The organism is Streptomyces natalensis ATCC 27448, from assembly GCF_000935125.1.
GTDB classification, from domain to species: Bacteria; Actinomycetota; Actinomycetes; order Streptomycetales; family Streptomycetaceae; genus Streptomyces; species Streptomyces natalensis.
Genome location: NZ_JRKI01000029.1, coordinates 493049 through 513864 on the forward strand (window position 1 = coordinate 493049; position 20816 = coordinate 513864).

Annotated in this window: 14 protein-coding genes and 1 pseudogene; 11 read left to right on the forward strand and 4 right to left on the reverse strand. The window is 71.2% G+C overall.

The window, feature by feature from the left end; all coding sequences use genetic code 11:
* Positions 1-38: 38 nt before the first annotated feature.
* On the reverse strand, positions 39-2177 hold the full coding sequence (locus tag SNA_RS21680) for an MFS transporter (protein ID WP_078970084.1): 2139 nt from the start codon (positions 2175-2177) through the stop codon (positions 39-41).
* 137 nt (positions 2178-2314) lie between these two features.
* Here SNA_RS21680 and SNA_RS21685 point away from each other — a divergent pair.
* Positions 2315-2752, forward strand: a pseudogene (locus tag SNA_RS21685) (MarR family winged helix-turn-helix transcriptional regulator); the annotation flags it as partial.
* Between the two features lie 186 nt (positions 2753-2938).
* On the opposite strand, the gene SNA_RS21690 reads toward SNA_RS21685, so the two are convergent.
* Entirely contained in the window at positions 2939-3865 is a 927-nt protein-coding gene (locus SNA_RS21690; protein ID WP_030065287.1) for a C1 family peptidase, read from the reverse strand.
* Positions 3866-5148: 1283 nt separating this feature from the next.
* Between SNA_RS21690 and SNA_RS21695 the strand changes: the two genes are divergently transcribed.
* A complete protein-coding gene (locus SNA_RS21695) occupies positions 5149-5979 on the forward strand; it encodes a ZIP family metal transporter (protein ID WP_044366274.1) in 831 nt (276 codons plus the stop codon).
* 65 nt (positions 5980-6044) lie between these two features.
* Here SNA_RS21695 and SNA_RS21700 read toward each other — a convergent pair whose 3' ends face one another.
* A complete protein-coding gene (locus SNA_RS21700) occupies positions 6045-8576 on the reverse strand; it encodes a SpoIIE family protein phosphatase (protein WP_030065281.1) in 2532 nt (843 codons plus the stop codon).
* Positions 8577-8801: 225 nt separating this feature from the next.
* Between SNA_RS21700 and panD the strand changes: the two genes are divergently transcribed.
* The 5 genes from panD to SNA_RS21735 all read left to right on the forward strand — a co-directional run bounded on the left by panD (position 8802) and on the right by SNA_RS21735 (position 13871).
* Positions 8802-9221, forward strand: coding sequence for an aspartate 1-decarboxylase (panD, locus tag SNA_RS21705; protein ID WP_030065279.1), 420 nt, complete (start codon positions 8802-8804; stop codon positions 9219-9221).
* Positions 9222-9503: 282 nt separating this feature from the next.
* Positions 9504-10136, forward strand: coding sequence for a DUF6230 family protein (locus SNA_RS21710; RefSeq protein ID WP_030065278.1), 633 nt, complete (start codon positions 9504-9506; stop codon positions 10134-10136).
* 249 nt (positions 10137-10385) lie between these two features.
* The gene (locus tag SNA_RS21715) at positions 10386-11045 is read left to right on the forward strand and encodes a DUF6230 family protein (RefSeq protein ID WP_044366276.1); all 660 of its coding nucleotides are present in this window, start codon (positions 10386-10388) and stop codon (positions 11043-11045) included.
* A 39-nt stretch (positions 11046-11084) separates the two neighbouring features.
* Complete coding sequence (locus SNA_RS43340; protein WP_198535122.1) at positions 11085-13424, forward strand: DUF6114 domain-containing protein; 2340 nt, start codon at positions 11085-11087, stop codon at positions 13422-13424.
* Between the two features lie 171 nt (positions 13425-13595).
* Positions 13596-13871, forward strand: coding sequence for a DUF4440 domain-containing protein (locus SNA_RS21735; RefSeq protein ID WP_198535110.1), 276 nt, complete (start codon positions 13596-13598; stop codon positions 13869-13871).
* A 9-nt stretch (positions 13872-13880) separates the two neighbouring features.
* On the opposite strand, the gene SNA_RS21740 is transcribed toward SNA_RS21735, so the two are convergent.
* Complete coding sequence (locus tag SNA_RS21740; RefSeq protein ID WP_044366285.1) at positions 13881-15227, reverse strand: diacylglycerol/lipid kinase family protein; 1347 nt, start codon at positions 15225-15227, stop codon at positions 13881-13883.
* A 365-nt stretch (positions 15228-15592) separates the two neighbouring features.
* On the opposite strand from SNA_RS21740, the gene SNA_RS21745 reads away from it, so the two are divergent.
* From SNA_RS21745 to SNA_RS21760, 4 genes are all read left to right on the forward strand, one after another.
* A complete protein-coding gene (locus SNA_RS21745) occupies positions 15593-18457 on the forward strand; it encodes a winged helix-turn-helix domain-containing protein (RefSeq protein ID WP_078970086.1) in 2865 nt (954 codons plus the stop codon).
* A 68-nt stretch (positions 18458-18525) separates the two neighbouring features.
* Positions 18526-18726, forward strand: a complete 201-nt coding sequence (locus tag SNA_RS21750) for a hypothetical protein (protein ID WP_030065263.1) — start codon at positions 18526-18528, stop codon at positions 18724-18726.
* Positions 18727-18843: 117 nt separating this feature from the next.
* Complete coding sequence (locus tag SNA_RS21755; protein ID WP_030065262.1) at positions 18844-20190, forward strand: hypothetical protein; 1347 nt, start codon at positions 18844-18846, stop codon at positions 20188-20190.
* 59 nt (positions 20191-20249) lie between these two features.
* Positions 20250-20789 (forward strand): hypothetical protein, encoded by a 540-nt coding sequence (locus tag SNA_RS21760; protein ID WP_044366287.1) that lies wholly within the window; start codon positions 20250-20252, stop codon positions 20787-20789.
* The last annotated feature ends 27 nt before the right edge of the window (positions 20790-20816 follow it).

Here is a 20816-nt window from a genome sequence, read left to right on the forward strand (position 1 = left end):
CTGTCCGGCGGGCTCCGTGTGATCCCGGACGCCCCCGCCTACGGAGCTGCCGGGTGCGCCAGCGCCATGTCGAAGCTGTCCGTACCGCGGCCCTCGACGGCCAGCGCCGACGCCACGGGCGGGTAGCCGCTGGCTATGAGCGAGTACTCGCCCGCGGTCAGGTCGGTGAAGGCGTATGCGCCGTCGGCATCCGTGATGGTGGTGCGCACCACGTTCCCGGAAGCGTCCACCAGCGTCAGCCGGGCATCGGGCAGCAGGCGGCCGCCCTCCCCGGCGCGTACGGTGCCCCGCACGTGCAGACCGGCAGGTTCTGTGGCGTGGGGAAGCCTGACGCCGTACGCGACCGGAGTGGCCGCCGCCGTCACCGTGGCGGCCTGCGGCTGATGGCCGTCGGCGGCCGCGATCAGGATGTACGGGCCGGCGGTCGGGGCATCCAGCGCGTACCGGCCGTCGGGGTCGGAGACCGTGCGGCCCACCTGCCGTCCGTCCGGTGAGACGAGGGCGAGCGCGACACCGCCGAGCACCTCGCCGTCGGCGTCCCGCACCAGTCCGTGGAAACCGGCCCCGGCCGGAAGAGCATCGGCCTGGAGGGCATCGGCCCGAAGAGCATCGGACTGGAGGACGTCGGCCTGGAGGGCGTCGGACTGGATCGCAGGATCCGTAACCGGACCGTCAACGGGCGTATCTGCAACCGGAGTTGAAGGGGTGTCCGCGTTCACGTCGCCCGCTTCGGCGACCCGGGGGCCGTGCTGTCCGCGCAGGCCGAGCCAGCCGATCACCGCGACCAGCGCGAAGGCGACGGCCCCGATGCCGAAGGTGAGGGTGAACCCGGATTCGGCGGGCAGCGGCGGAACGCCCGCCGGCAGGTGCTCGATGGTCTTGGACGCCAGGATCGTGGTGACCACGGCGCTGCCGATCGCGCTGCCGGTGGAGCGGGAGATCGAGTTGATGCCGTTGGCTATACCGCTCTGGTGGTGCGGGACGCTCGCCATGATGACTGCGGGCATGGCGGCGTAGCCGAAGCTGACGGCCGCGCCGGTCATGAGGCCGGCTCCGATCACCGATCCGGTGTGGGCGTGTTCGAGCGCCAGCCAGCCGAAGCCGACGGCTCCGAATACGGCGGCCATGGCGAGCACGAACCGGGGGCCGCGGTGACGGACGAGCCGGCCGCCGATGGGCGACGCGAGCAGGGAGACGATCGCGCCGGGCAGCAGGAACTCGACGGATGCGCGGAGGATGGAGGCGTCGAAGCCGAAGCCGGTGAGCGCCTTGGGCATCTGCACGAGGTAGGAGACGCCGAGGAAGTTCGCGAACATGCCGAAGCCGACGAGGATGCCGGCCAGGTTGGCCATGAGGACCGGGCGGTGCACGAACATCTGCATGTCGACGAGGGGCGCGCGGACCTTGAGCTCGACCAGGACCCAGACCGCGATCATGACGACCGCGCCGGCGAAGGCGCCCAGGGTGCGGCCGGAGGCCCAGCCCCACTCGTGGCCCTGGGAGATCGGCAGCAGAAGCAGCAGGAGGGCGATGCCGAGGGTCAGCGCGCCGAGGAAGTCGGTGCGTCCGCCGGTCTTGTGCCGGGTTGCCGGGACCAGGAAGACGACGGCGAGCAGGGCGAGCACCGCGAAGCCGGTCGCCATCCAGAAGGCGTTGCGGTAGTCGGCGTCGGCGCCGGAGGTGAGCAGGCCCGTGGCGACGAGCGCGAGCCCGCTGCCGAACGCCAGGGTGCCGCTGACCAGGGCCATGGCGCCGGGCAGCTTCTGCGGCCGTACCTCTTCGCGCAGGACGGAAAGGGCCAGCGGGAAGATCGCGGTGGCGGCGCCCTGGAGCACCCGGCCCAGGATCAGCAGCGGCAGCGAGCTCGCGACCGCGGCGATCACGGAGCCCGCGACCATGACGACGAGCACGGCCACCAGGGTGGGCTTCTTGCCGTGCTGGTCGCCGAAGCGGCCGAGCAGCGGGGTGAAGACGGCGGCGGACAGCAGTGTGGCGGTGGTCACCCAGCTCACATTGGCGGTCGAAGTGCCGAGGTCGCTCCGGATCAGGCCCAGGATCGGGACGGGCAGGGTCTGCATCATCGATACGACCATGGCCGCCAGGCTCAGGGCGAGGACGATGACCGTCTCGTTCCGTCGCCCGGCGGCGGAGTCGGGGGCGGATGCGGCGTGGCTCATGGCTGGCGGGACCTTCTCAATGCTTCAGATCGTAGATGTTTAATCACATCAAGTACTTCCACAGACGGTAGCTCCAGATACTTAAGACAGTCAAGTAAATAATTGATGACCTGAAGCATCTTGAGTACGCTCCGGCCATGAGCGCCACCGCCCCGTATGCACCCACCAAGCTCCAGCTGCTGGAACTACTCGCCGCCATAGGCACCACCCAATGGCGCGATTTCGCGGCCACCGCCGCCCACCACGGGCTCACCGCCATGCAGGCCAAGGTCCTCGCCCAGCTCGACGACCCGCTGCCGATGCGCGGCCTCGCCGCCCTGCTGGTGTGCGACGCATCGAACGTCACCGGGATCGTGGACCGCCTGGAGACCCGCGAGCTGGTCCGCCGGGAAGCCGACCCCGCGGACCGCCGCGTGAAGAACGTCGTCGCGACCGACGCGGGCCGCGAGATCATCCGCCGCGTGCGCGAGGAGATGCAGGAGACCCATAGCGCCCTCGACGCCCTGGGCGAAGCCGAGGGCGCCACGCTCTACGCCTTGCTGCGACGCCTGCGGCCGACGGGGGAGGCGGACGCCGGGCGGCGGTGCGGTGGAATTCGTGACCGACCGGCCCCACAGCAGCAGTGCGGGGCCCGCACACACCGCGGGCCCCGCACTTCGGATGAGAGTTGACACACCGTCAGTGACTGGCCGCCACCCCTAGATGATGCGCCGAGAGGTATCGATCACATACCTACGGGCGTGGACCAGGAACTGCCAGGACTACTTGACGAGTTTGCCGATGGCGTTGGCTTCTTCGACCTGACTGGCCAGGAAGTCCCACGACAGGTTGATGTAGCCGCCGTCGCCCCAGTTGGCGCCCCAGGAGTTCTCGACGCGGACGCCCTGGTCGTTGTAGCCGACGATGGTGATCTCGTGGCCACCGAGGACCGGGTCCTCGCTGCCGCCGGGCTGGTACGAGTAGTCGGCCGCCTGCTGCTGGGTGACGTCCTGGAAGCTCTGGTGGACCGGGAGGGAGATGGCGACCGGCTCGCCGTCGGCGAGGGCCTGCTTCACGTCGGCCTGGATCTGGTTGCCGGTGTGCAGCTTGGTGTGGCCCGACAGCTTCCAGTGCGCGGCATTCTGGCGCTCGGCGTCGGTCGGCTGGGAGGTGAAGTCGAAGTCGCCCTGGCTGTAGTCCGACTTCGAGTCGACGCCCTGCGACTCGGCGATGCTGAACGTGTCGTCCGGGGTACTGCCCTGGTCGTTGCCCTTGGCTATCTGGGCGTACGTGTACATCGGCGCCTGCGGGCCGCCGGATATGCCCTGCTGCTTCTCCTGGATGCTGTAGCCGGAGTAGTCGATGGCCCAGGACACACAGGAGCCCACCTGGCCCTGGTTGCCCGGGTCGATCGCGTACTGGCTCAGGTCCACGCTGTTCGGCACGCTCTTGGGCGCGCCGTCCTTGTGCGGCGAGAGGTCCGCGAGGCGGGAGACGATCGAGGTGTGCGAGGAGAGCGTGTTCACCTTGCCGCCGGACGGCAGCTGCGCGCCGAGGGCGAAGTGGTGGTGGTGCGCGGCGGCGGGGGCGTCGTGCGCACCCGAGGCCAGGGCGATGCCGCCGGACACGACGGCGAGGGCACCGCCGGCGGCCACGGCGATGACGGCGCGGGATCTCTTGTTGGTCTTCTTCTTGTGCGAGGGGATCATGTGGGGTGGTTCTCCTCAGGTACGGACGTTCTGCGACTCGGTGCGAGTCGCGGGCCGCCGGCCGGGGGTCGACCGACGGAGCTCGGACGGTCCAAATGACCGGTTGGCGGGGTGGCGGGGTACGCCTGGGAACCCGCGGTGTCGGGCGCGGGAGTACGGAGTTGCGGAGGCCGGTGCACCGGTACGTGGGCCGAGCGCCGTTGCTCGTACGGAACCGTTGCGACGGGTGTCGCGCCGCGGCGGCGGAAGCGGTCCCGCTGGGCCCGTATGTGGTGCTGACCTACTGACCTGAGTCCTCTTCAATGCCCTAGCGAAGCAAGGGAGTTCAACAGGTGTTCCGGCCGGCGGCACACGGCACGGCTGCCCGGCGGTGGGCCGAGAGGCGCGTGGCTATCGCGCGGGGCGGCAGGGCACCGGGACGGCATCAGGGGTGCCCGCGGCCAGGGGCCGGGGTGCGGCGGTGGGCGCGCCGGGGCTGTGCGATAGGGATCCAGGCGAGGTCCGCAACTGAGTCTCCTTGCGTACGGCAGCAGCCCGTGCCCGTCGGCCGCCGGGGCGGTCGTGGTGCTCGGGCGGCTCCCATGGGTGTGGGGGGTAAGGAGCCTGAAGCGCCGGACTGCCGAATTCGGAGGGTCCATCGATGAATTGCGGTGGAACTTCTGTTCGGCGGGCCGACTGGGGCAGGAAGTTATGCGGCTCACACGCCGGGCGTCAATGGCCGTACGTCATGGGGCGGCGCACAGTTGGAGATCAGTTGCGGCATAGTCGAGGTGAATGTGCCAAACGTTTGAAGTGTGCCGATGTGGGGTGGTGAGGGTAGGGATTGTTCGCTCCCGTCGGCGGGGCGGCACCGGAGGTGCGTGGGGTGGCGTCGGCCGCGGATTCCCTTCCGTGACCAGGCGAGATGCGGACGGAAGGAACGCGTGGGGCGGGATGGACGCCGCAGTCGGAAGAGGGCGGCATCGAGGGGCGGGACCGGCCCGAGGGAATGCCACGCCGGGTCATGGCGGCGCCCGCTTCCTTTTCTTTTTCTTTTCTCTTTCGTGGGGTTGGGCATGCGAATGACGGTGCCGACGCAGTGTTCGCCGCCAAGACATTTACGGGGTAAGGAAGTTGCCGCTCAGGGAACTCGCCCCCGGCGCGACTCGACGATCCGCAACAGGTCTGGCTGCGGCCAACGACTTCTCAAGCCTTCCCCAAAACCGACCCACGGGCCTGTTAGGTGAGGCTTACCTGCTTTACCGTCTGTGGTCGTCCCCGCACATGCTGACTGGAGTCCCCTCATGTCCAGCACGAACATCGCCCTGCTCGGTGCCATCGCCGGCTTCACCATCTATCTGGGCCTGCCGATAGGCCGGCTGCGCACACCGACTCCGCGCCTGAAGGCCGGGTTGAACGCCGTGGCCATCGGCATTCTGCTCTTCCTGGTGTGGGATGTACTGACGCATGCCTGGGAGCCGATCGACGAGGGGCTGAGCAAGCACCAGTGGGGGCCGGTCGCTTCGGGGGGAGCCGTGCTGGCCGCGGGGCTGGGGATCGGGCTGGTGGGGCTGGTGTACTACGACGGCTGGATCGCCCGTCGGCGGCAGGCTGCCGCCCAGCGACCCGCCGGTCCGGGTGCCGCGGCGGTGACCGAACTGGCGCCTGCGGTACGCAGCCAGGCCGGCTCGCTCGCGCTGATGATCGCCACCGGGATCGGCCTGCACAACTTCGCCGAGGGGCTGGCGATCGGCAACTCCGCCGCTCAGGGGGAACTCTCCCTCGCCGTGCTCCTGATCATCGGGTTCGGTCTGCACAACGCCACCGAGGGTTTCGGGATCGTCGCCCCGCTCGCCGCGGAAGGTGAACGTCCCTCCTGGGCGACCCTGCTCTGGCTCGGCCTGATCGGTGGCGGCCCCACCTTCCTCGGCACCGTCGTCGGCCAGCACCTGGTCAACGACACCCTGTCCATCGCCTTCCTCGGCCTGGCCGCCGGCTCGATCCTCTACGTCGTGATCGAGCTGCTGGCCGTCGCCCGCAAGGCCGGCCTCAAGAACCTCACCACCAGCTGCATCTTCCTCGGCCTGATCCTCGGCTTCGCCACCGACGCGGTGGTCACCGCGGCCGGAGCATGAGCACGGCGTTCGCCGCGACGTGAGGCGTTCGCCGCGCTGTTCCGACCGCCGTACGCGGCATGCGTTCACGCCCGCCCGTCGGGAGGTTCGATCTCCGCCCAGATCGTCTTCCCGGCGGCATGGTGGCGCGATCCCCAGCGCTCCGCGAGCTGGGCGACGAGGAACAGGCCGCGGCCGCCCTCGTCGAGGGTGCGGGCCCGCCGCAGGTGCGGGGCGGTGCTGCTGCCGTCGGAGACCTCGCAGATGAGCGCGGAGGTGCGGATCAGACGGAGTTGGACGGGTGGCCGGCCGTACCGGATCGCGTTGGTGACGAGTTCGCTGACCAGCACTTCGATGGTGAACGCGATGTCGTGCAGGCCCCAGTCCGCCAGCCTGTTCAGGGCCTGGACACGGGCACCGGCCACGGCGGCCGGGTCGGACGGCACGTCCCAGGTGGCGACCTTGCCGGTGTCGAGGGCTCCGGTGCGGGCGAGGAGGAGGGCGACATCGTCCGAGGGCTGTACGGGCAGCAGGGTCTGGATCAGGTTGTCGCAGGTGGTCTCCAGCGAGCGGCCGGGGCGTTCCAGGCTCCGGCGCAGCAGCCTGAGGCCACTGTCGAGGTCATGGTCGGTGCCGGCGATGAGGCCGTCGGTGTACAGCGCGAGAAGGCTGCCCTGGGGCAGTTCCCACTCGGCCGTTTCGAAGGGCAGACCGCCCACGCCCAGCGGCGGGCCGGGCGGCACGTCGATGAGGTCCGCCACGCCGTCGGGCGTGACCACCGCAGGCGGGGGGTGGCCCGCGCTCGCGGCGGTGCAGCGGCGCGAGACCGGGTCGTAGACCATGTACAGGCACGTGGCGATGAGATCGGTGGAGATCTCGGCGGTGATGCCGAAGCCGGGCTCGGGAACGGGCTCGGAACCGGACTCGGAGCCGGACTCCGCGGTGGTGTCCTCCTCCGCTGCCAGATGGGTGACCAAATCGTCGATGTGGACGAGGAGTTCGTCCGGGGGAAGGTCCACATCAGCCAGGGTGCGTACCGCCGTCCGCAGGCGTCCCATGGTGGCGGAGGCGCGCAGGCCGTGGCCCACGACGTCCCCGACGACCAGGGCGACCCGGGCGCCCGACAGCGGGATCACATCGAACCAGTCGCCGCCCACCCCTGCCCGGGTGCGGGCCGGAAGGTAGCGGTGGGCGACCTCGACGGCCTCCTGGGCGGGAAGCCGTTGCGGAAGCAGACTGCGTTGCAGGCCCAGCGCGGTGGTGCGTTCGAGGGTGAAGCGGCGGGCGTTGTCGACGGCCACGGCGGCGCGTGCGCCGATCTCCTCGGCGAGGAGCAGGTCATCCCCCTCGAAGGGCTCGCGGCGCCGGTGGCGGGCGAGGACGGATACGCCGAGGGCGATGCCGCGGGCGCGCAACGGGATGACCATGATCGAGTGGATCCCGAAGTCACGGACCACCGCCGACCGTTCGGGGTCTGCCCCCTGCCACAGCCTGATGGCCTCGTCCAAGGTGCGGTGCAGATAGGACCGGCCGGTGGCCAGACAGCGGACGGGGGGCGTGGACTCGGGGTAGTAGTCAACCTCTCCCGGCCGGATCACCGCCTCGGGTGCGCCGGGGAGGACGGACTGGTGCGCGGCGCGGCGCAGGGCGACGGTGCCCGTGACGGACGGCTTCGGCTCCATCCCGCGGAACAGTGAGTCCAGCAGGTCGATGGTGACGAAGTCGGCGAGCCGCCCCACCGCCACGTCGGCCATCTCCTGGGCGGTGCGCATCACGTCGAGGGTGCTGCCCACCTGTGTACTGACGTCGTTGAGCAGGGCGAGCCGCTGCCGTGCCCGGTGCTGTTCGGTGACGTCCAGCGCGGTGAGCTGTACGTGTCGCACCACCCCTGCCGGGGTCTTGAGCGGGGACACGGTGACGGACCAGGTCCTCTCGCGTGCTTCCGGCCGGGGTCTGCCGTGCACCTGGAACTGTTCGGGTTCCCCCGTCCCGAAGACCCGGCGCATGCCCTCCTCGATCGTCGTGCAGATGTGGGGAGGCAGGATGTCCGTGATCCGCAGGCCCCGCATCTGCTCCTCGGTGAGGCCCAGCTCACGGGCCGCGCCGGCGCTCGCTCGTACGGACCGCAGGTCGGAGTCGTAGATCGCCACGGGCAGATGGCTCTGCGCGAACGCCACTTCCGTCGTCGCTTCTTCCGTCGTCGCTTCTTCCGTCGTCGCCTCGTCCAGGTCCGGTGACGGTCCCGGTGGCAGCCGGTCGGGCGGCGCGGCCACGATGAGCTGCTGGGCGTTGCCTGCCGCGTCGTACGACGGGTACACGCGCAGCCACACCTCAACGCGTCGACCGTCTCGGTGCCGGAGCAGCGTCGTCCCGCTCCACCCGTCGAGAGCTGCGGGAAGGCCCTCCGCGCCGTCCCCCTCGTCCCCCTCGTCCGCGCCGATCAGCCGCGTCACGGGGCGTCCGACGACTTCCTGGCGGGGGTAGCCGAGCAGCCGCTCGGCGTCGGCACTCCATCCCGTGACGATCCCCCGCGCATCGACGACCGCTGTGGCCGAGACGGCCGGATCCGGGAGCTCGCCGGAGCCATTACCGGGGGCGGTGGCACCGTGCATGTCCATCCACCGCCCATCCCCTCGTCGCTCTCCTCCCCTCCCACTTCTACCCGGCTTCGCAGGCACACGCAGTTCGGGGCCAGGCCCCTACGGCCGGCGCTCCCGGTTACGGAGAGTGACGCGTCGGCTGAGCTTGCTCAGTGACGCTCGGAACGTCACCCCTTACCATGGCCCCTCCGGCGCGCACCTCGCTGCGAGGGCGCGACCCTTCTTCCGCAGGAGTGTGACGCTGTGCTGCGCACCATGTTCAAGTCCAAGATCCACCGGGCCACGGTGACCGAGGCCGATCTGCACTACGTCGGGTCGGTCACCATCGATGCCGCGCTGATGGAGGCCGCCGACCTGCTCCCCGGCGAGCTCGTCCACATCGTCGACATCGACAACGGGGCCCGCCTGGAGACCTACGTCATCGAGGGCGAGCGGGGCTCGGGCGTCATCGGTATCAACGGGGCTGCCGCGCATCTGGTCCACCCCGGTGACCTGGTCATCCTGATCAGCTATGCGCAGGTGGACGACGCGGAGGCCCGTACGCTGCGGCCGAAGGTCGTGCACGTCGACGCGGACAACCGCATCGTGGCCCTCGGTGCCGACGCGTCCGAGCCGGTGCCCGGCAGCGGTACGTCACGCAGCCCGAGGGCCGCGCTGATCTGAGCCCGGCCGCGCCCCGGCCGGCCGGTCGGCGCAGGTGCCCGGCTCGGCCATCCGCGTGATGCCCCCCGTCAGCCCCCCGTCATCCGTGTCCGTTGCCCGGGTCCGGTGGTGTGACGGCCCGGCGGCCCGGTCCGGGTGCGTGCCGCCGGTGCGGCCCGTACGAGCTGCTGTTGCCGACCATCAGACCGCGGGGTGCAATGAGGCTGCGGCCCGACGGTCGCAGCCAGCGGCGTAGGTGTGGTTCCTCCCCCGCTCGGCCCCGCTCCAGCCGGGGAGGCAGTGATGACGTTTCCTGATCCCGGTGCCCGTCCCGCGGGGCACACCCGCTGGATGCGGCTCGGCCTGGTGTTGGTGCCGACACTGCTGGTATCCGCGGTGCTCCTGGCGACGATCGGCCTGGGCATCCTCCCCGTCTCGCTCGCGGTGTCCGCCCAGTCCCTGGTGCTCTCGGGACAGAACCTCAAGATCTCCGCCGACCGGCTGCAAGGCACCGGGTTCACCCAGTACGTCGGGGTGGACCGGGCGACGAACAAGGCGCACCCGGAAGCCCTCTCCGGCATCGAGTCGGCCGACCTGTACAACCTGTGCCAGTCGGTGGTCGTCCACATCCCCGGCGCCGGCCAGGCCACGCTGCGGATCGGCGCGGGCGGGGGCAGCAAGCCGGCGCACGCGGACCATCTCGTCGTCCATACCGACGACCTCGCCGGCACCGCGGTGTTCCGGAACATCACCATCGGGCAGGATGCCTCGACCTTCAAAGGCGGCCCCGGTGCCCCGACGGGAACCTTCGGGCAGCGGGCCGACGCCGTACGCATCGATCATCTGCGGCAGACGACCCGAGCGGTGAGTGCGGCCACCTTCCGGCTCACCGACCTGCATCTGACCGTGAAGGCCGGAGACAAGTCCTGCTACTGAACGGCCTTCTCCCTCCCGTGGTCAAGCAGGTCTCTCCCGATGGTCAAGCGGGTCCCCACCGATGGGGCAAGCGGGTTCCTCCCGCTGGGACAAGCGGGTGAAAGCGTCCGTCCATTGGGGTCCCCTGGTGCATCTCTGTGTCACCAGTGGGTCCTGTCGTAGTTGGCGATGCGTACCGCCCGAGACTCTGGTATCGGGGCTGCTCGGCCCGCTGATGGACCGGCCCCCGCTTGTCTGACGGGGAGAAGGATGACGAGCAACGCCGAAAGTGCCACCCAGACCACCGTGCGCGCACGTATCACGGGCCGCACCCGATGGCGGCGCCTGACCGTGGTCATGGTGCCGACTCTGCTGGCGTCCGCAGCGCTGTGCACCGCGATGGCGCGAGGCGCGCTGGCCGCGTCGTTCGGGGTGTCGACCAACTCGTTCACGGTTTCCGGCAGGACCTTCGAGATCGGGGCCAGCACGCTCGCCGGGCGCGGGTTCGTGCAGTTCGGTGTGCTGGACCGCGGCGCGCATGCCACGTACCCGGAAGCGCTGTCCGGCATCCGCTCCGCGGATCTGTACAACCTGTGCCAGTCCGTCGTGCAGAACGTGCCCATCCTCGGGCCGGTCACCATGCGGCTGACCTCGGGCAGCAGCAGGGTTCCCGCGCACGCGGACCGGCTCGTCGCGGACAGCCACGACCTGCGGGGCGACGCGCTCTTCCGCAACATCAACATCGGCCAGGACGCCGCAACCGTGCGGGGTGTGCCCGGCGTGCGCGGCGCGCCCGGCGGCTTCGGCGAGCAGGCCGACACCGTACGCATCGACCGCCTGCGGCAGCAGACGCGATCGGTGAGTGCGGCCACGTTCCGGCTGCCGGGACTTCACCTGAGCGTGAGGCTCGGCTCCCACCCGTGTTTCTGATGCTGTGTCAGGTAAACCACCACACTCGGGGAGCTCGACGTGAGTAGTGCGCGGCTGCGCGCGGGAGGTAGCAGCAAGGCAGAGGCCGACGGGCGGCGGCCGGGGTGGTGGAACTCCTTCCACGACTGGCGGCGCAGCCGCCCGTTCTGGGCGGGACTGTGGACGCTGCTGGCCGGGATCGAGATCCTCTCCGTCCCGATCGCGCCGTTGCCGATCATGGTGCATGAAGGCATCGCCGGCGTGGCGGGGTCGCTCATGGGGATCTTCATGGTGGTCCTCGCGCTCAGCATGTGGCTGGCGCCCGGATACCGGGTGTTCGCGGGCATCGCGACGCTGGTGCTCGCCGTCGCCTCGCTGGTGCTCTCCAATTTCGGCGGCTTCCTGATCGGTTTTCTGCTCGGCATCACCGGCGGCGCGATGGCGGTGGCCTGGGTGCCGTATGAGCGTGCTCCAGCCCGACCGCGGATCTGGCCGGACTGGGGCCGCGGCAACGGGACAGGCCGCCCCGGAGGGCCGGGCGGTCCGGGAGGGTCAGGTGGTCCAGGTGGTCCAGGGGGTCCGGGTGGCCCTGGTGGTTCCGGTGGTTTCGGTGATCACGACGGTTCGAGCGGTTCCGGTGGGGCCGACGACGCTGGTGGGCCCGGCGGGTCCGGCGGGTCCGGCGGGTTCGGTGAAACGGGCGGGTCCGGCGGGTCCGGTGAAACGGGCGGGTCCGGTGAAACGGGCGGGTCCGGTGAAACGGGCGGCGGGGGAGGCGGGGCCGGAGGCCATCGGGTCGGCGGCCGACGAGCCCGCGCCAACTCGCGTACGGGCCGTATGAGTTCACGCACCCACCGCATGCGGGCGCTCGGGGTGCTTCCGGTCGGGGCTCTGCTGACCGGCGGACTGCAACCGGCCGCGGCGCACCTCCCTCGGATGATGCCGAGCCCCGCCGGTCCGCCCAACGTGCCCGGGGGTACGGCGGACGGCAACGCTCCCCCGCACCTGAGCGTCTGCTCCGTGCTCAACGGTCTGCTGGGCGGGGCAGGTCCCACCACGCGCGGCACCGGAAGCGGCATCTCGGTGGGCGCCAAGGCGGGCCATGCACCGGACGAAGAGCGTGCACCCGATCGGCACGCCACGGACCCGGGCGTCACAGTGGACGGACCGCTGGGCCTGCACGCGTCCGTCGGCCCGCAGCTGCCGAAACCGCGTACCGAGACGGACGACGCACACCTGCCCAGACGCGGCCCCGACTCCGCCGCGCCTGCGCCCGCTCCCCCGCACCCCTCCGGAGCGGGCCTTCTCGGCTCGGTGGCCGACCTGCTCGGCCTGCACGCCCCGCCCAGAGCATCCGAAGTACCCGACGCACGTGACGAGCACGACGCACGCAAGGACCACGAGGACCGCCCGGCTGCCCAGCAGGACCACACGACACCGCGCCCGGCCCCTTCCGTACCGCGCCCGACCCGGCCGGCCGACCCGCCGCAGCACGGCCGGTCCGGCCACGCCGCCGCGCCGGACACGTCGGGCACCTCGGACACCTCGGACACCTCGGACACCTCGGACACCTCGGACACCTCGGACACCTCGGACGAAGAGTCGAGCCGCTCGGGCGTCGCCGCCGGCAACGTCGTCTCGCCGTCCACGCTGCGTCTGAACATCCCGCCGCTGCCTGCCGACGGGCGGTTGGACAAGCCCTTGTCGCTGCTGCCCCTGCACATCAAACTGGGCACCCCGTCAGGCCGGGACGAGCGCTCGCGCTGGTGCCTTCCGCACCTCTCGATCTCTCTCGGCCTCGGTGTCGATGCCGCCGCGTACCGCGTACGCACCGCCGCCCAGCCGTTCCGGGTCCGCACCCCCCTGCTGGTGCTCACCGGCCTGACGTATCACGGCATCACCGAAGTACCCACGGCGTCCGGCCCCGAGCGGGTCCTGGTCTTCACCGTGTACCAGGCCGATATCGCGAGCCTGCGCCAGACCTCGCCTCTCCTGTCCCCCCGATGCGGCCGCAACCAGCCCCCGCCGCCCGATCCGCCCTTCTACGGCCTGCCCGGCCTCCCGCTGCCCCTGCTCGACATGGGCATTCCCGGTATCGGCCATGTGGACCCGTTCGCCCCCGGTCCCTGGCATCCCTGCCAGGGCGAGTTGGAGACGGACGGCGCCCCCTTCGGCACGGCAGTTGCCACCGGCCATCCCGTGGTCCTGCTGACCAAGGTCCTCAGCGGCAACCTCCTCGGCCTGCTCCCCATCACCTTCACCCCGAGCATGCCGCCCCCACTTCCGCCAGGGCTCACCCTGCCCATCCCGATCTTCTTCACGGACGTCACCGCGTACAACCAGTACCTCGGCGCCGACGAGTTGGACGTCCCCGGTCTCCACCAGACGGCGTCCCGCTGACTCCGCGGGAATACGGCGTGCCAGGCCGCGTGCGTTCGTGTGAGGTCTTGAAAGATGGAACCCCACCTCGTGACGGAAGAGCGGTTGCGGGCAGTTCTCGACGAGCTTGTCCGCAGGGAACCGCTCTTTCATCGAGCCGAGTTCGGAACAGCGAGGGCCGATTTCGAGGCCATGACAGCGCCGGACTTCTGGGAGACGGGTGCGTCGGGACGACGCTACAGCCGTGCGTATGTGCTCGACGTCCTGGAAGAGCGCCATAAGGCTCCGCCCGCTGAGGCGTGGGAGGCATCCGACTTCCACTGCCGGGAACTGGCCACAGATGTCTATCTGCTGACCTACACCCTGGCCTTCAACGGCCGGAGAACACGCCGGACGACGATCTGGCAGGAGCGCGCCGGCGGGTGGACGGCCCTCTACCACCAGGGAACCGTCATACGGGATTCCTGAGACACACCCTCAGCGGGCGGCCTCCCCGCCCGTCGCCGGATGGTCCCCCGCCCAGGCGAGCCGTCGCAGCCGCCGCCAGTCCATCGGGGGTTTCGCCCGCGGCACGCCGGGGCGGTGGCGGGGCAGGCGTACGCGGAGGGCGTGGGGCTGGATCGTGCAGCGGACGGGGGTTGGCAGGGTGAGGGCCTCGCCGTCGACGCCGGCCTGGATCTCGGGTTCGTCGGCGTCGACGACGACCTCCCGCGCGGTCAGCACGGTGAGGCCCGGACCGTGTCGGCCCGCCAGGATTCCGGCCGCCTGCGCCGCGTTGTCGACGGTGATGCCCAGGACCCCGAGGACGCCCGAATCCAGCTCATCCCGTCGTCCCAGTCCGGCCGGATCGCCCATGCGGTAGGGGTTGTTGCTGACGAGGACCGCCTGCGGCCCGTCGATGGCGGTGCCCGCGACGCGGACGGTCAGTCTCGGGCCGCGCTGGTGCGTCAGCAGGTCCGGCAGCATCTCCAGGGTGGTGTGCACCTTGTCGTTGCGGTAAGCGGGGCTCTGTACGACCGACGCGTAGGTTCCAAAGGACGCGTTGTTGACGAAGGCCCGCCCGTTGATGGAGCCGAGGTCGACGCGGAGTTCGACGCCGTCGGTGAGGGCGTCGAGGCAGCTCGCGGGATCGTCCCGGTCCAGGCCGAGGTCGAGAGCGAAGTGGTTGCGGGTCCCGGCGGAGATCACCATGAACGGGATGCCGTGTTCGGCGGCCACTGCGGCCACCATGGCCTGTGTGCCGTCCCCGCCCGCGACGCCCAGGAGGTCGGCGCCGTTGTGCACGGCGCTGCGGGCGAGCGCAACCACGTCCTCGTGGTGCGCGGTATCCAGCAGGTGCACCTCGGCGCCGAGTTCCTCCGCCCTTTCCTGCAACCGGAATCGGCCCACCTTTCCCCCACCCGAACGGGGATTCATGATCAGGAAGGGGCGCTGCGGGGGAGCCGTGCGGACTCCGGGCGCGCGGGCCCGCTGGGTGTCCTTGCCGAGCGCGGCTCCGCCGGCGGAGATCGCCAGTGCCCACAGGCCGAGCGAGACGAGTACCACCCACAGCAGACCGGCCCACACGTAGAGGAGGAGCACCACGATCGGGGCCATGGCGGCCAGGGTGCTCGCCAGCACTCTGAGGAGTCCGCGCCGCGTCAGCGCCCACCAGACGCCCGCCGCCGCGACGGCGAGTCCGGCCACCCCCAGGCCCAGGAGCGCGATGCTCCGGAGCCCGGCACACACCAGCAGGACCAGGGCCGCCGCGGCTCCGGCCGCCAGGGCCAGGACCGCGGTCCATCGCTGCGCCGTGCCGGGGCGAGTGCCGGTATCCGTATCCATGGCGGCTCCTGGCGGTCATGCGGTCCGGGCGGTCCCGGCATACATGTGGGGCGACACCTTGCGTGTCACCGCTGCGGCCTCCCGTCTGCCAATCCCACTGCCGGTGGTGACGCCTTTCATCACCCTGCGCGGGTGACCGGTGACCGGAGACCCGGTTCCCCGGGGGCGTCGGGGCACCTCCCGTAGACACCTCCCGTATGGCGATCATGGTTCGGAAGCCGTGAAGATGGAAGCAGACGTTCAGAGACGTTCACAGACGTTCACGACGCGAGACACCGTCCGACTCGGCCCGCCGCATCGTCCGGCGGTGTGCGGTGACCGGCGTGCGGCGGTGCCAGGGAGTCCGGATCCGGACGGTGGTGTCCATGCCCCGCAGCTCGGCCTCCGCAGCGGCGGACGGCGGTGGGGAGCCCCGTACCGCCCGTACGCGGACCACCGCCCCGGTTTCCGGCCACGGTGGCACGGCCGCGCACCTGGGGCCGACCGGTGACCCGCTGCTGGTCGCGAAGTTCTCCGTACCCTGCGTTCCGCGGAGCATCGTCCGACGGCAGCGGCTGCTGGAGCGGCTCACCGAGGGCGCCGCGGGCCCGCTGACCCTGATCACGGGCGCGGCGGGTACCGGGAAGACCACACTGGCCGCCGCTTGGGCGCGCGAGGGGGCGGCCCCGGGCCCGGTGGCGTGGCTGACGGTCGAGCAGGACGACCGGGCACCCGGGGTGTTCTGGGCCTACGTCCTGGAGGCATTGAGCCGTCACCAGATCGCGCTGTCCGATGAGGTGGGGCAGCCCGGCTCCGCCGACTTCGTCGACCGCTCCCTGCTCACAAGGCTCGCGGCGGCGCTGGCGCGCCTGTCCCGGCCTGTCGTGCTCGTGCTCGACGGCCTGGAGCAGCTGCCCGTACCGGCGGCGGCATCGGGCCTGGACTTCGTCCTGAACCATGCAGGACCGCAGCTGCGTCTGGTGCTGATCAGCCGCGTCGACCCGCTGCTTCCGCTGCACCGCTACCGCGCCGACGGCCGGATCCGGGAAATTCGCGGTCCCGACCTCGCGTTCACCCGGCAGGAGGCCACGAGGCTGCTGCGCGGACACGGTCTGGGGCGCTACGAGAACAGCGTCGATGCCCTCCTTGCGCGCACGGAGGGCTGGGCAGCGGGACTGCGGCTGTGCGCGCTGGAGATGCAACGGGCCGACGATCCGGCCGAGTTCGCCCGGTCGTTCGCCGCGTCCCAGAGCGCCGTCGCCGACTACCTGCTGACGGAGGTTCTCGACGCCCAGCCTGCCGCCACCCGGGAACTGCTGCTGTACAGCAGCATTCTCGACCGGGTGCACCCGGACCTGGCGAACGCGCTGACGGGACGCACGGACGCGGAGTGGATCCTGGCCCAACTCACCCGAGCCCACCTCTTCGTCGAACCGATCAACGGCACGCCGTGGTGCCGTTACCAGCCGCTGTTCGCCGAAGTGCTGCGCATGCACCTGCGCCATCACCGGCCCGGCCTCGAACCCCGGTTGCGTCGCCGGGCGGCGACCTGGCTCGCCGATACCGGGAGGCTCGCCGAGGCGGTGGAACAGGCCGCCGCGGCCGAGGACTGGCAGTGGGCCTGCGCGCGTATGGTGAGCCGCTCGGAGATCGGACAACTGCTCACCGGCCCGGAGGCACACCGGCTGGAGCGGGCCTTTTCGGGGATGCCCAGCGATCTTGCCGGAGCCGCGCCCGCGCTGGTCGCGGGTGCCTGTGCCCTCGCCCGGTACGACACCGCGGGCTGTGAGGCGTGGCTGGACCGGGCCGAGGAGGAGCTGCGCAAGCCCGGAGCGCGGCCCACCGGGGAAGCGCGGTTCGTGCTCTCCCTGCTCCGGCTTTTCGCGGAACCCGGGGCGTACGTCACCGAGCCCGATGCGTACGTCACGGAATCCGACGCGCACGTCACGGAATCCGATGCGCACAGCGGCAACAGCGTCGGCCACGCGGCGGAGCCGGTGGCGCAGCGGCGCCGCGAGCTCACCGAACAGGTGCCGCGCCAACTGGCCGAAACCCACCCGGAAATCGAGGCGCTGCGGCGGTACGGGCTGGCCTGCGCCCTCCAATTCGGCGCCCGTCCCGACGAAGCCCGGAAGGCGTTCGCGTACGCGGCGGAGGGCTGCTCCGGCGAGGTGGCCGAAGGCGTCCGGCACAGCTGCCTCGGCCGACTGGCCCTGTTGGAGGCGCAGTTCGGTTCGCTGAGCCAAGCCGAGGGGCACGCCCTGCTCTCTCTGGAGGTCGCCGGACACCGCTCCGTTGCGCCGACCCGCCGGTCCGGGATCGGTCACCTCGCGCTGGCCGCCGTCGCTCTCGAACGGGCCGAACTCCGCGATGCCCGCCGTCATCTCGCCCTCGCGTGCCGGTCCCCGGACGCCGGACACGACCCGGTCACCGACACCGAAATCGCCCTGACCCGTGCCCGGCTGGACCTCGCACACGGCCAGTGGCACGCTGCGCTCACGGCCGTCACGGCAGCCGACGCGTCTCCGCGGCCCCGTGCGCCGTGGTCGGCTCAGCGCATGGCTCTCGTGCGTGCGGCGGCCGAGCTGGCCCGGGGCGAGCCCGGGGCGGCGATCGCCGTCCTGGAGGAGTCCGGCCCTGGCGGCTCGGCGCACACCCTCGCCCTGGCTCGGGCCCGGCTCGCTGCCGGAGACCTCGACCGGGCCCTGAGCCTCCTCGCGCCCCTGGACCGCCGGCCGGGCGCGGGAACCGCGGAACGGGTCCACCTCCGCCTGCTTCGGGCCCGCGCCGCGGCCCTGACCCACGACACCGAGGCGGCATGCCGTCTGCTCCACGATGCGCTGGCCGCCGCTCGGCCCGAGAGAATGCGTCTGCCCTTCACCGACGCGGGCCCCTGGGTGTGGCGTCTGCTGGAAGGGCGGCCCGACCTGGCCGCCGGGCATGCATGGCTGCTGCCCGGCCCCGCGTGCGTCAACGGCGCGTTCCGTACCGGCGGCCGTCCACCGGCGCCCGTCGTGGTGGAACGGCTGACCGACCGTGAGCGTGAGGTGCTCCAGCGTGCTGCGGAGCTGATGTCGACCGAGGAGATCGGCGAAGCGATGTATCTGTCGGTCAACACGGTCAAGACGCATCTGCGGAGCATCTACCGCAAGCTCGCGGTCTCCCGCCGCAGTGATGCCGTACGGTGCGCGCGAGAGCTTCATCTGCTCCGGCCCACGAGCGGCGACGGAGAGGTCACCTCGTCCGGGTGATGCGGCCGGGCCCGGTAGCCGTCCAGCATCGCAGGGAAACGACGCACCGACGTCGGGGAGGCGCGCCCATGCGATACGAGTTCCGCGTCACGGGCCGTCTGTCGACGGTGATGGCCGAGGCGTTTCCCGAGCTGGAGAGGGTGCTCGCCCCGGAGCAGACGGTCCTCTTCGGCCAGGTCACGGACGAGGCCCACCTCTACGGGCTGCTCATCCGCTTCCAGGGCCTGGGCCTGCGGGTTCTTGAGATGCGCCAACTGCCGGAACCGTGACGGACCCCGTCTTGAGCACCCCTTGCGCACCGCGGGAGCGGGCCGCCCGTTACGGGTGATGCCGTTCGGCCCGGGGCGGGTGACGGTGTAACGGGGGTCTGTGCGAAGGAGCACGCGATGGACTTGTCGTCCTCGGCCGCCTCCGAAGGCGCTCAGGGACCGCTGAGCGCCGCTGAGCAGGCGGAATACGGGCGTCTTCGCCGGGCTGCCGCTGTGCGGCACCGCCGGCTGCGGTACGCCGTCACCTCCCTGCTGCTGGTTCTGGCCTTCGTCCTCGCCCCGCTCGGCGTCGTCGCCGCCTGGCTGGACTCCCAGATCTCCGATACCGGTCGGTACGTCCAGACCGTGGCGCCCCTCGCACGGAATCCGGCGGTCCAGGACGCCGTGACCAACCGTGTGACGACCAAGGTGGTGAGCTATATCAACACCGCGGATGTCACCGCCGCGCTCAAGCGCGCCCTGAAGAAGACCGGCGCCCCACCGGTCGTGGTCGACAAGGCGGATCTGCTCGCCGGGGCGTTGAAATCCGGCACCACCAGCGCGGTCCACGCGGTGGCGAACAAGGTGGTGACCAGCGACCAGTTCGCGGACGTATGGAATGCCGCCAACCGCAGGGCGCACGCGGCCGTGGTCAACGTCCTCACCGGAAAGGGCGGCAGCGCCGTCGAGGCCAAGGGGAACACCATCAGCCTCAACATCGGCACCGCGATCGACCAGGTGCAGAAGAAACTGGTCGATGAGGGATTCAAGCGGGCCGACAAGATCCCCGACATCAACAAGTCCGTCGTGCTGGTGAAGACGGACAAGCTGAACAAGGCCCAGAACGCCATGCGTCTGCTCGGCATCGTCGGGGTCTGGCTTCCCGTGCTGGTCGTCGGGCTGGCGGCGCTGGCCGTGTGGTCGGGGCCCGCGCACCGGGTCGCCATGATGAGCGCGGCCGTCGGCGTCGGAGTGATGATGGTCGTCCTGCTCGTCGCGCTCGCCTTCGCCCGAGCGACGTACCTGGATTCCGTGGGGCCCAGAGTGCAGTCGCCGCAGGCCGCGGCCGCCATCTACGACGACCTGGTGCGGTTCCTCCAGCAGAGCGCCCGTACGGTGCTGGTCCTCTCGGTGATCATCCTGGTCGCCGGCTACCTCTACGGGCCCGGGCGCGGCGCCCGCTGGATACGCTCCGTCACCGTCCGCGGTACCGAATCCGCCGGGCGGGGCCTGGCCCGGGTGGGTCTGCGCACGGGCGGCCCGGGCCGCTGGCTCGACGGTCACCGCGGCTGGACGACGGGGATCGTCATCGGTGCGGGGGTTCTGGCGCTGTTCCTGTGGAACTTCCCGACCCCGGGCGTCGTGGCCCTGGTTCTCGGGATCGTGGTGTTCGTCCTGCTGCTCCTCGGCATCCTCACCGCCGCCGGAACCGCTCCGGTGCCCCCGGGATCCGGTCCCGGTCCCCCTGCCGTCGACGGCGGCTGACCACCCGATGCGGCACGTCACGCACTGCATGCCGGGCCGATTCCGGGGATCCTGGAGCGGTGGCAGGTCACGGCGCGGAGCATGACGCCAACGAGCGGGACGGCAACAAGGGGCCGGAGCCGGCCGCGACCCGGAAGACCGACTACGCCGGCGCGGTCTACGGATCGCTGCTCGCCGCTTCCGTGGTGGCCGGGGCGGGAACCCTCGGTACCTTCCCACGGCTCGTGCTCGTACTGCTCCTGCTCGGCACCGGATTGGTGTTCTGGGCCGCGCACGTCTACGCCCGGCTCGTCGGGGACCGGCTGGTGCATCAGGCCCTGAGCCGGCAGGAGGTCCGCCGGGTCTGTGCCGACGAGTGGCCGATCGTCCAGGCTGCCGTCCCGCCGGCCGCCGCCGTGGCGGTGAGTCCCGTCCTGGGGCTCGGGCCGGAGGGGGCGGCGTGGCTGGCGCTCGGTGTGGCGGTCGTCGAGCAGGTGGGGTGGGCCACCGTCGCGGTGGTCCGGGCCCATGCCCCGCGCCGCCTGGTGCTGGCCGCGGGCGCGGTCAATCTTCTGCTCGGCTTGTTCATCGTGGTGCTGAAGGCCGGGCTGCACCACTGACCGCCGCTCGCCGGCTCCGGCCACCGC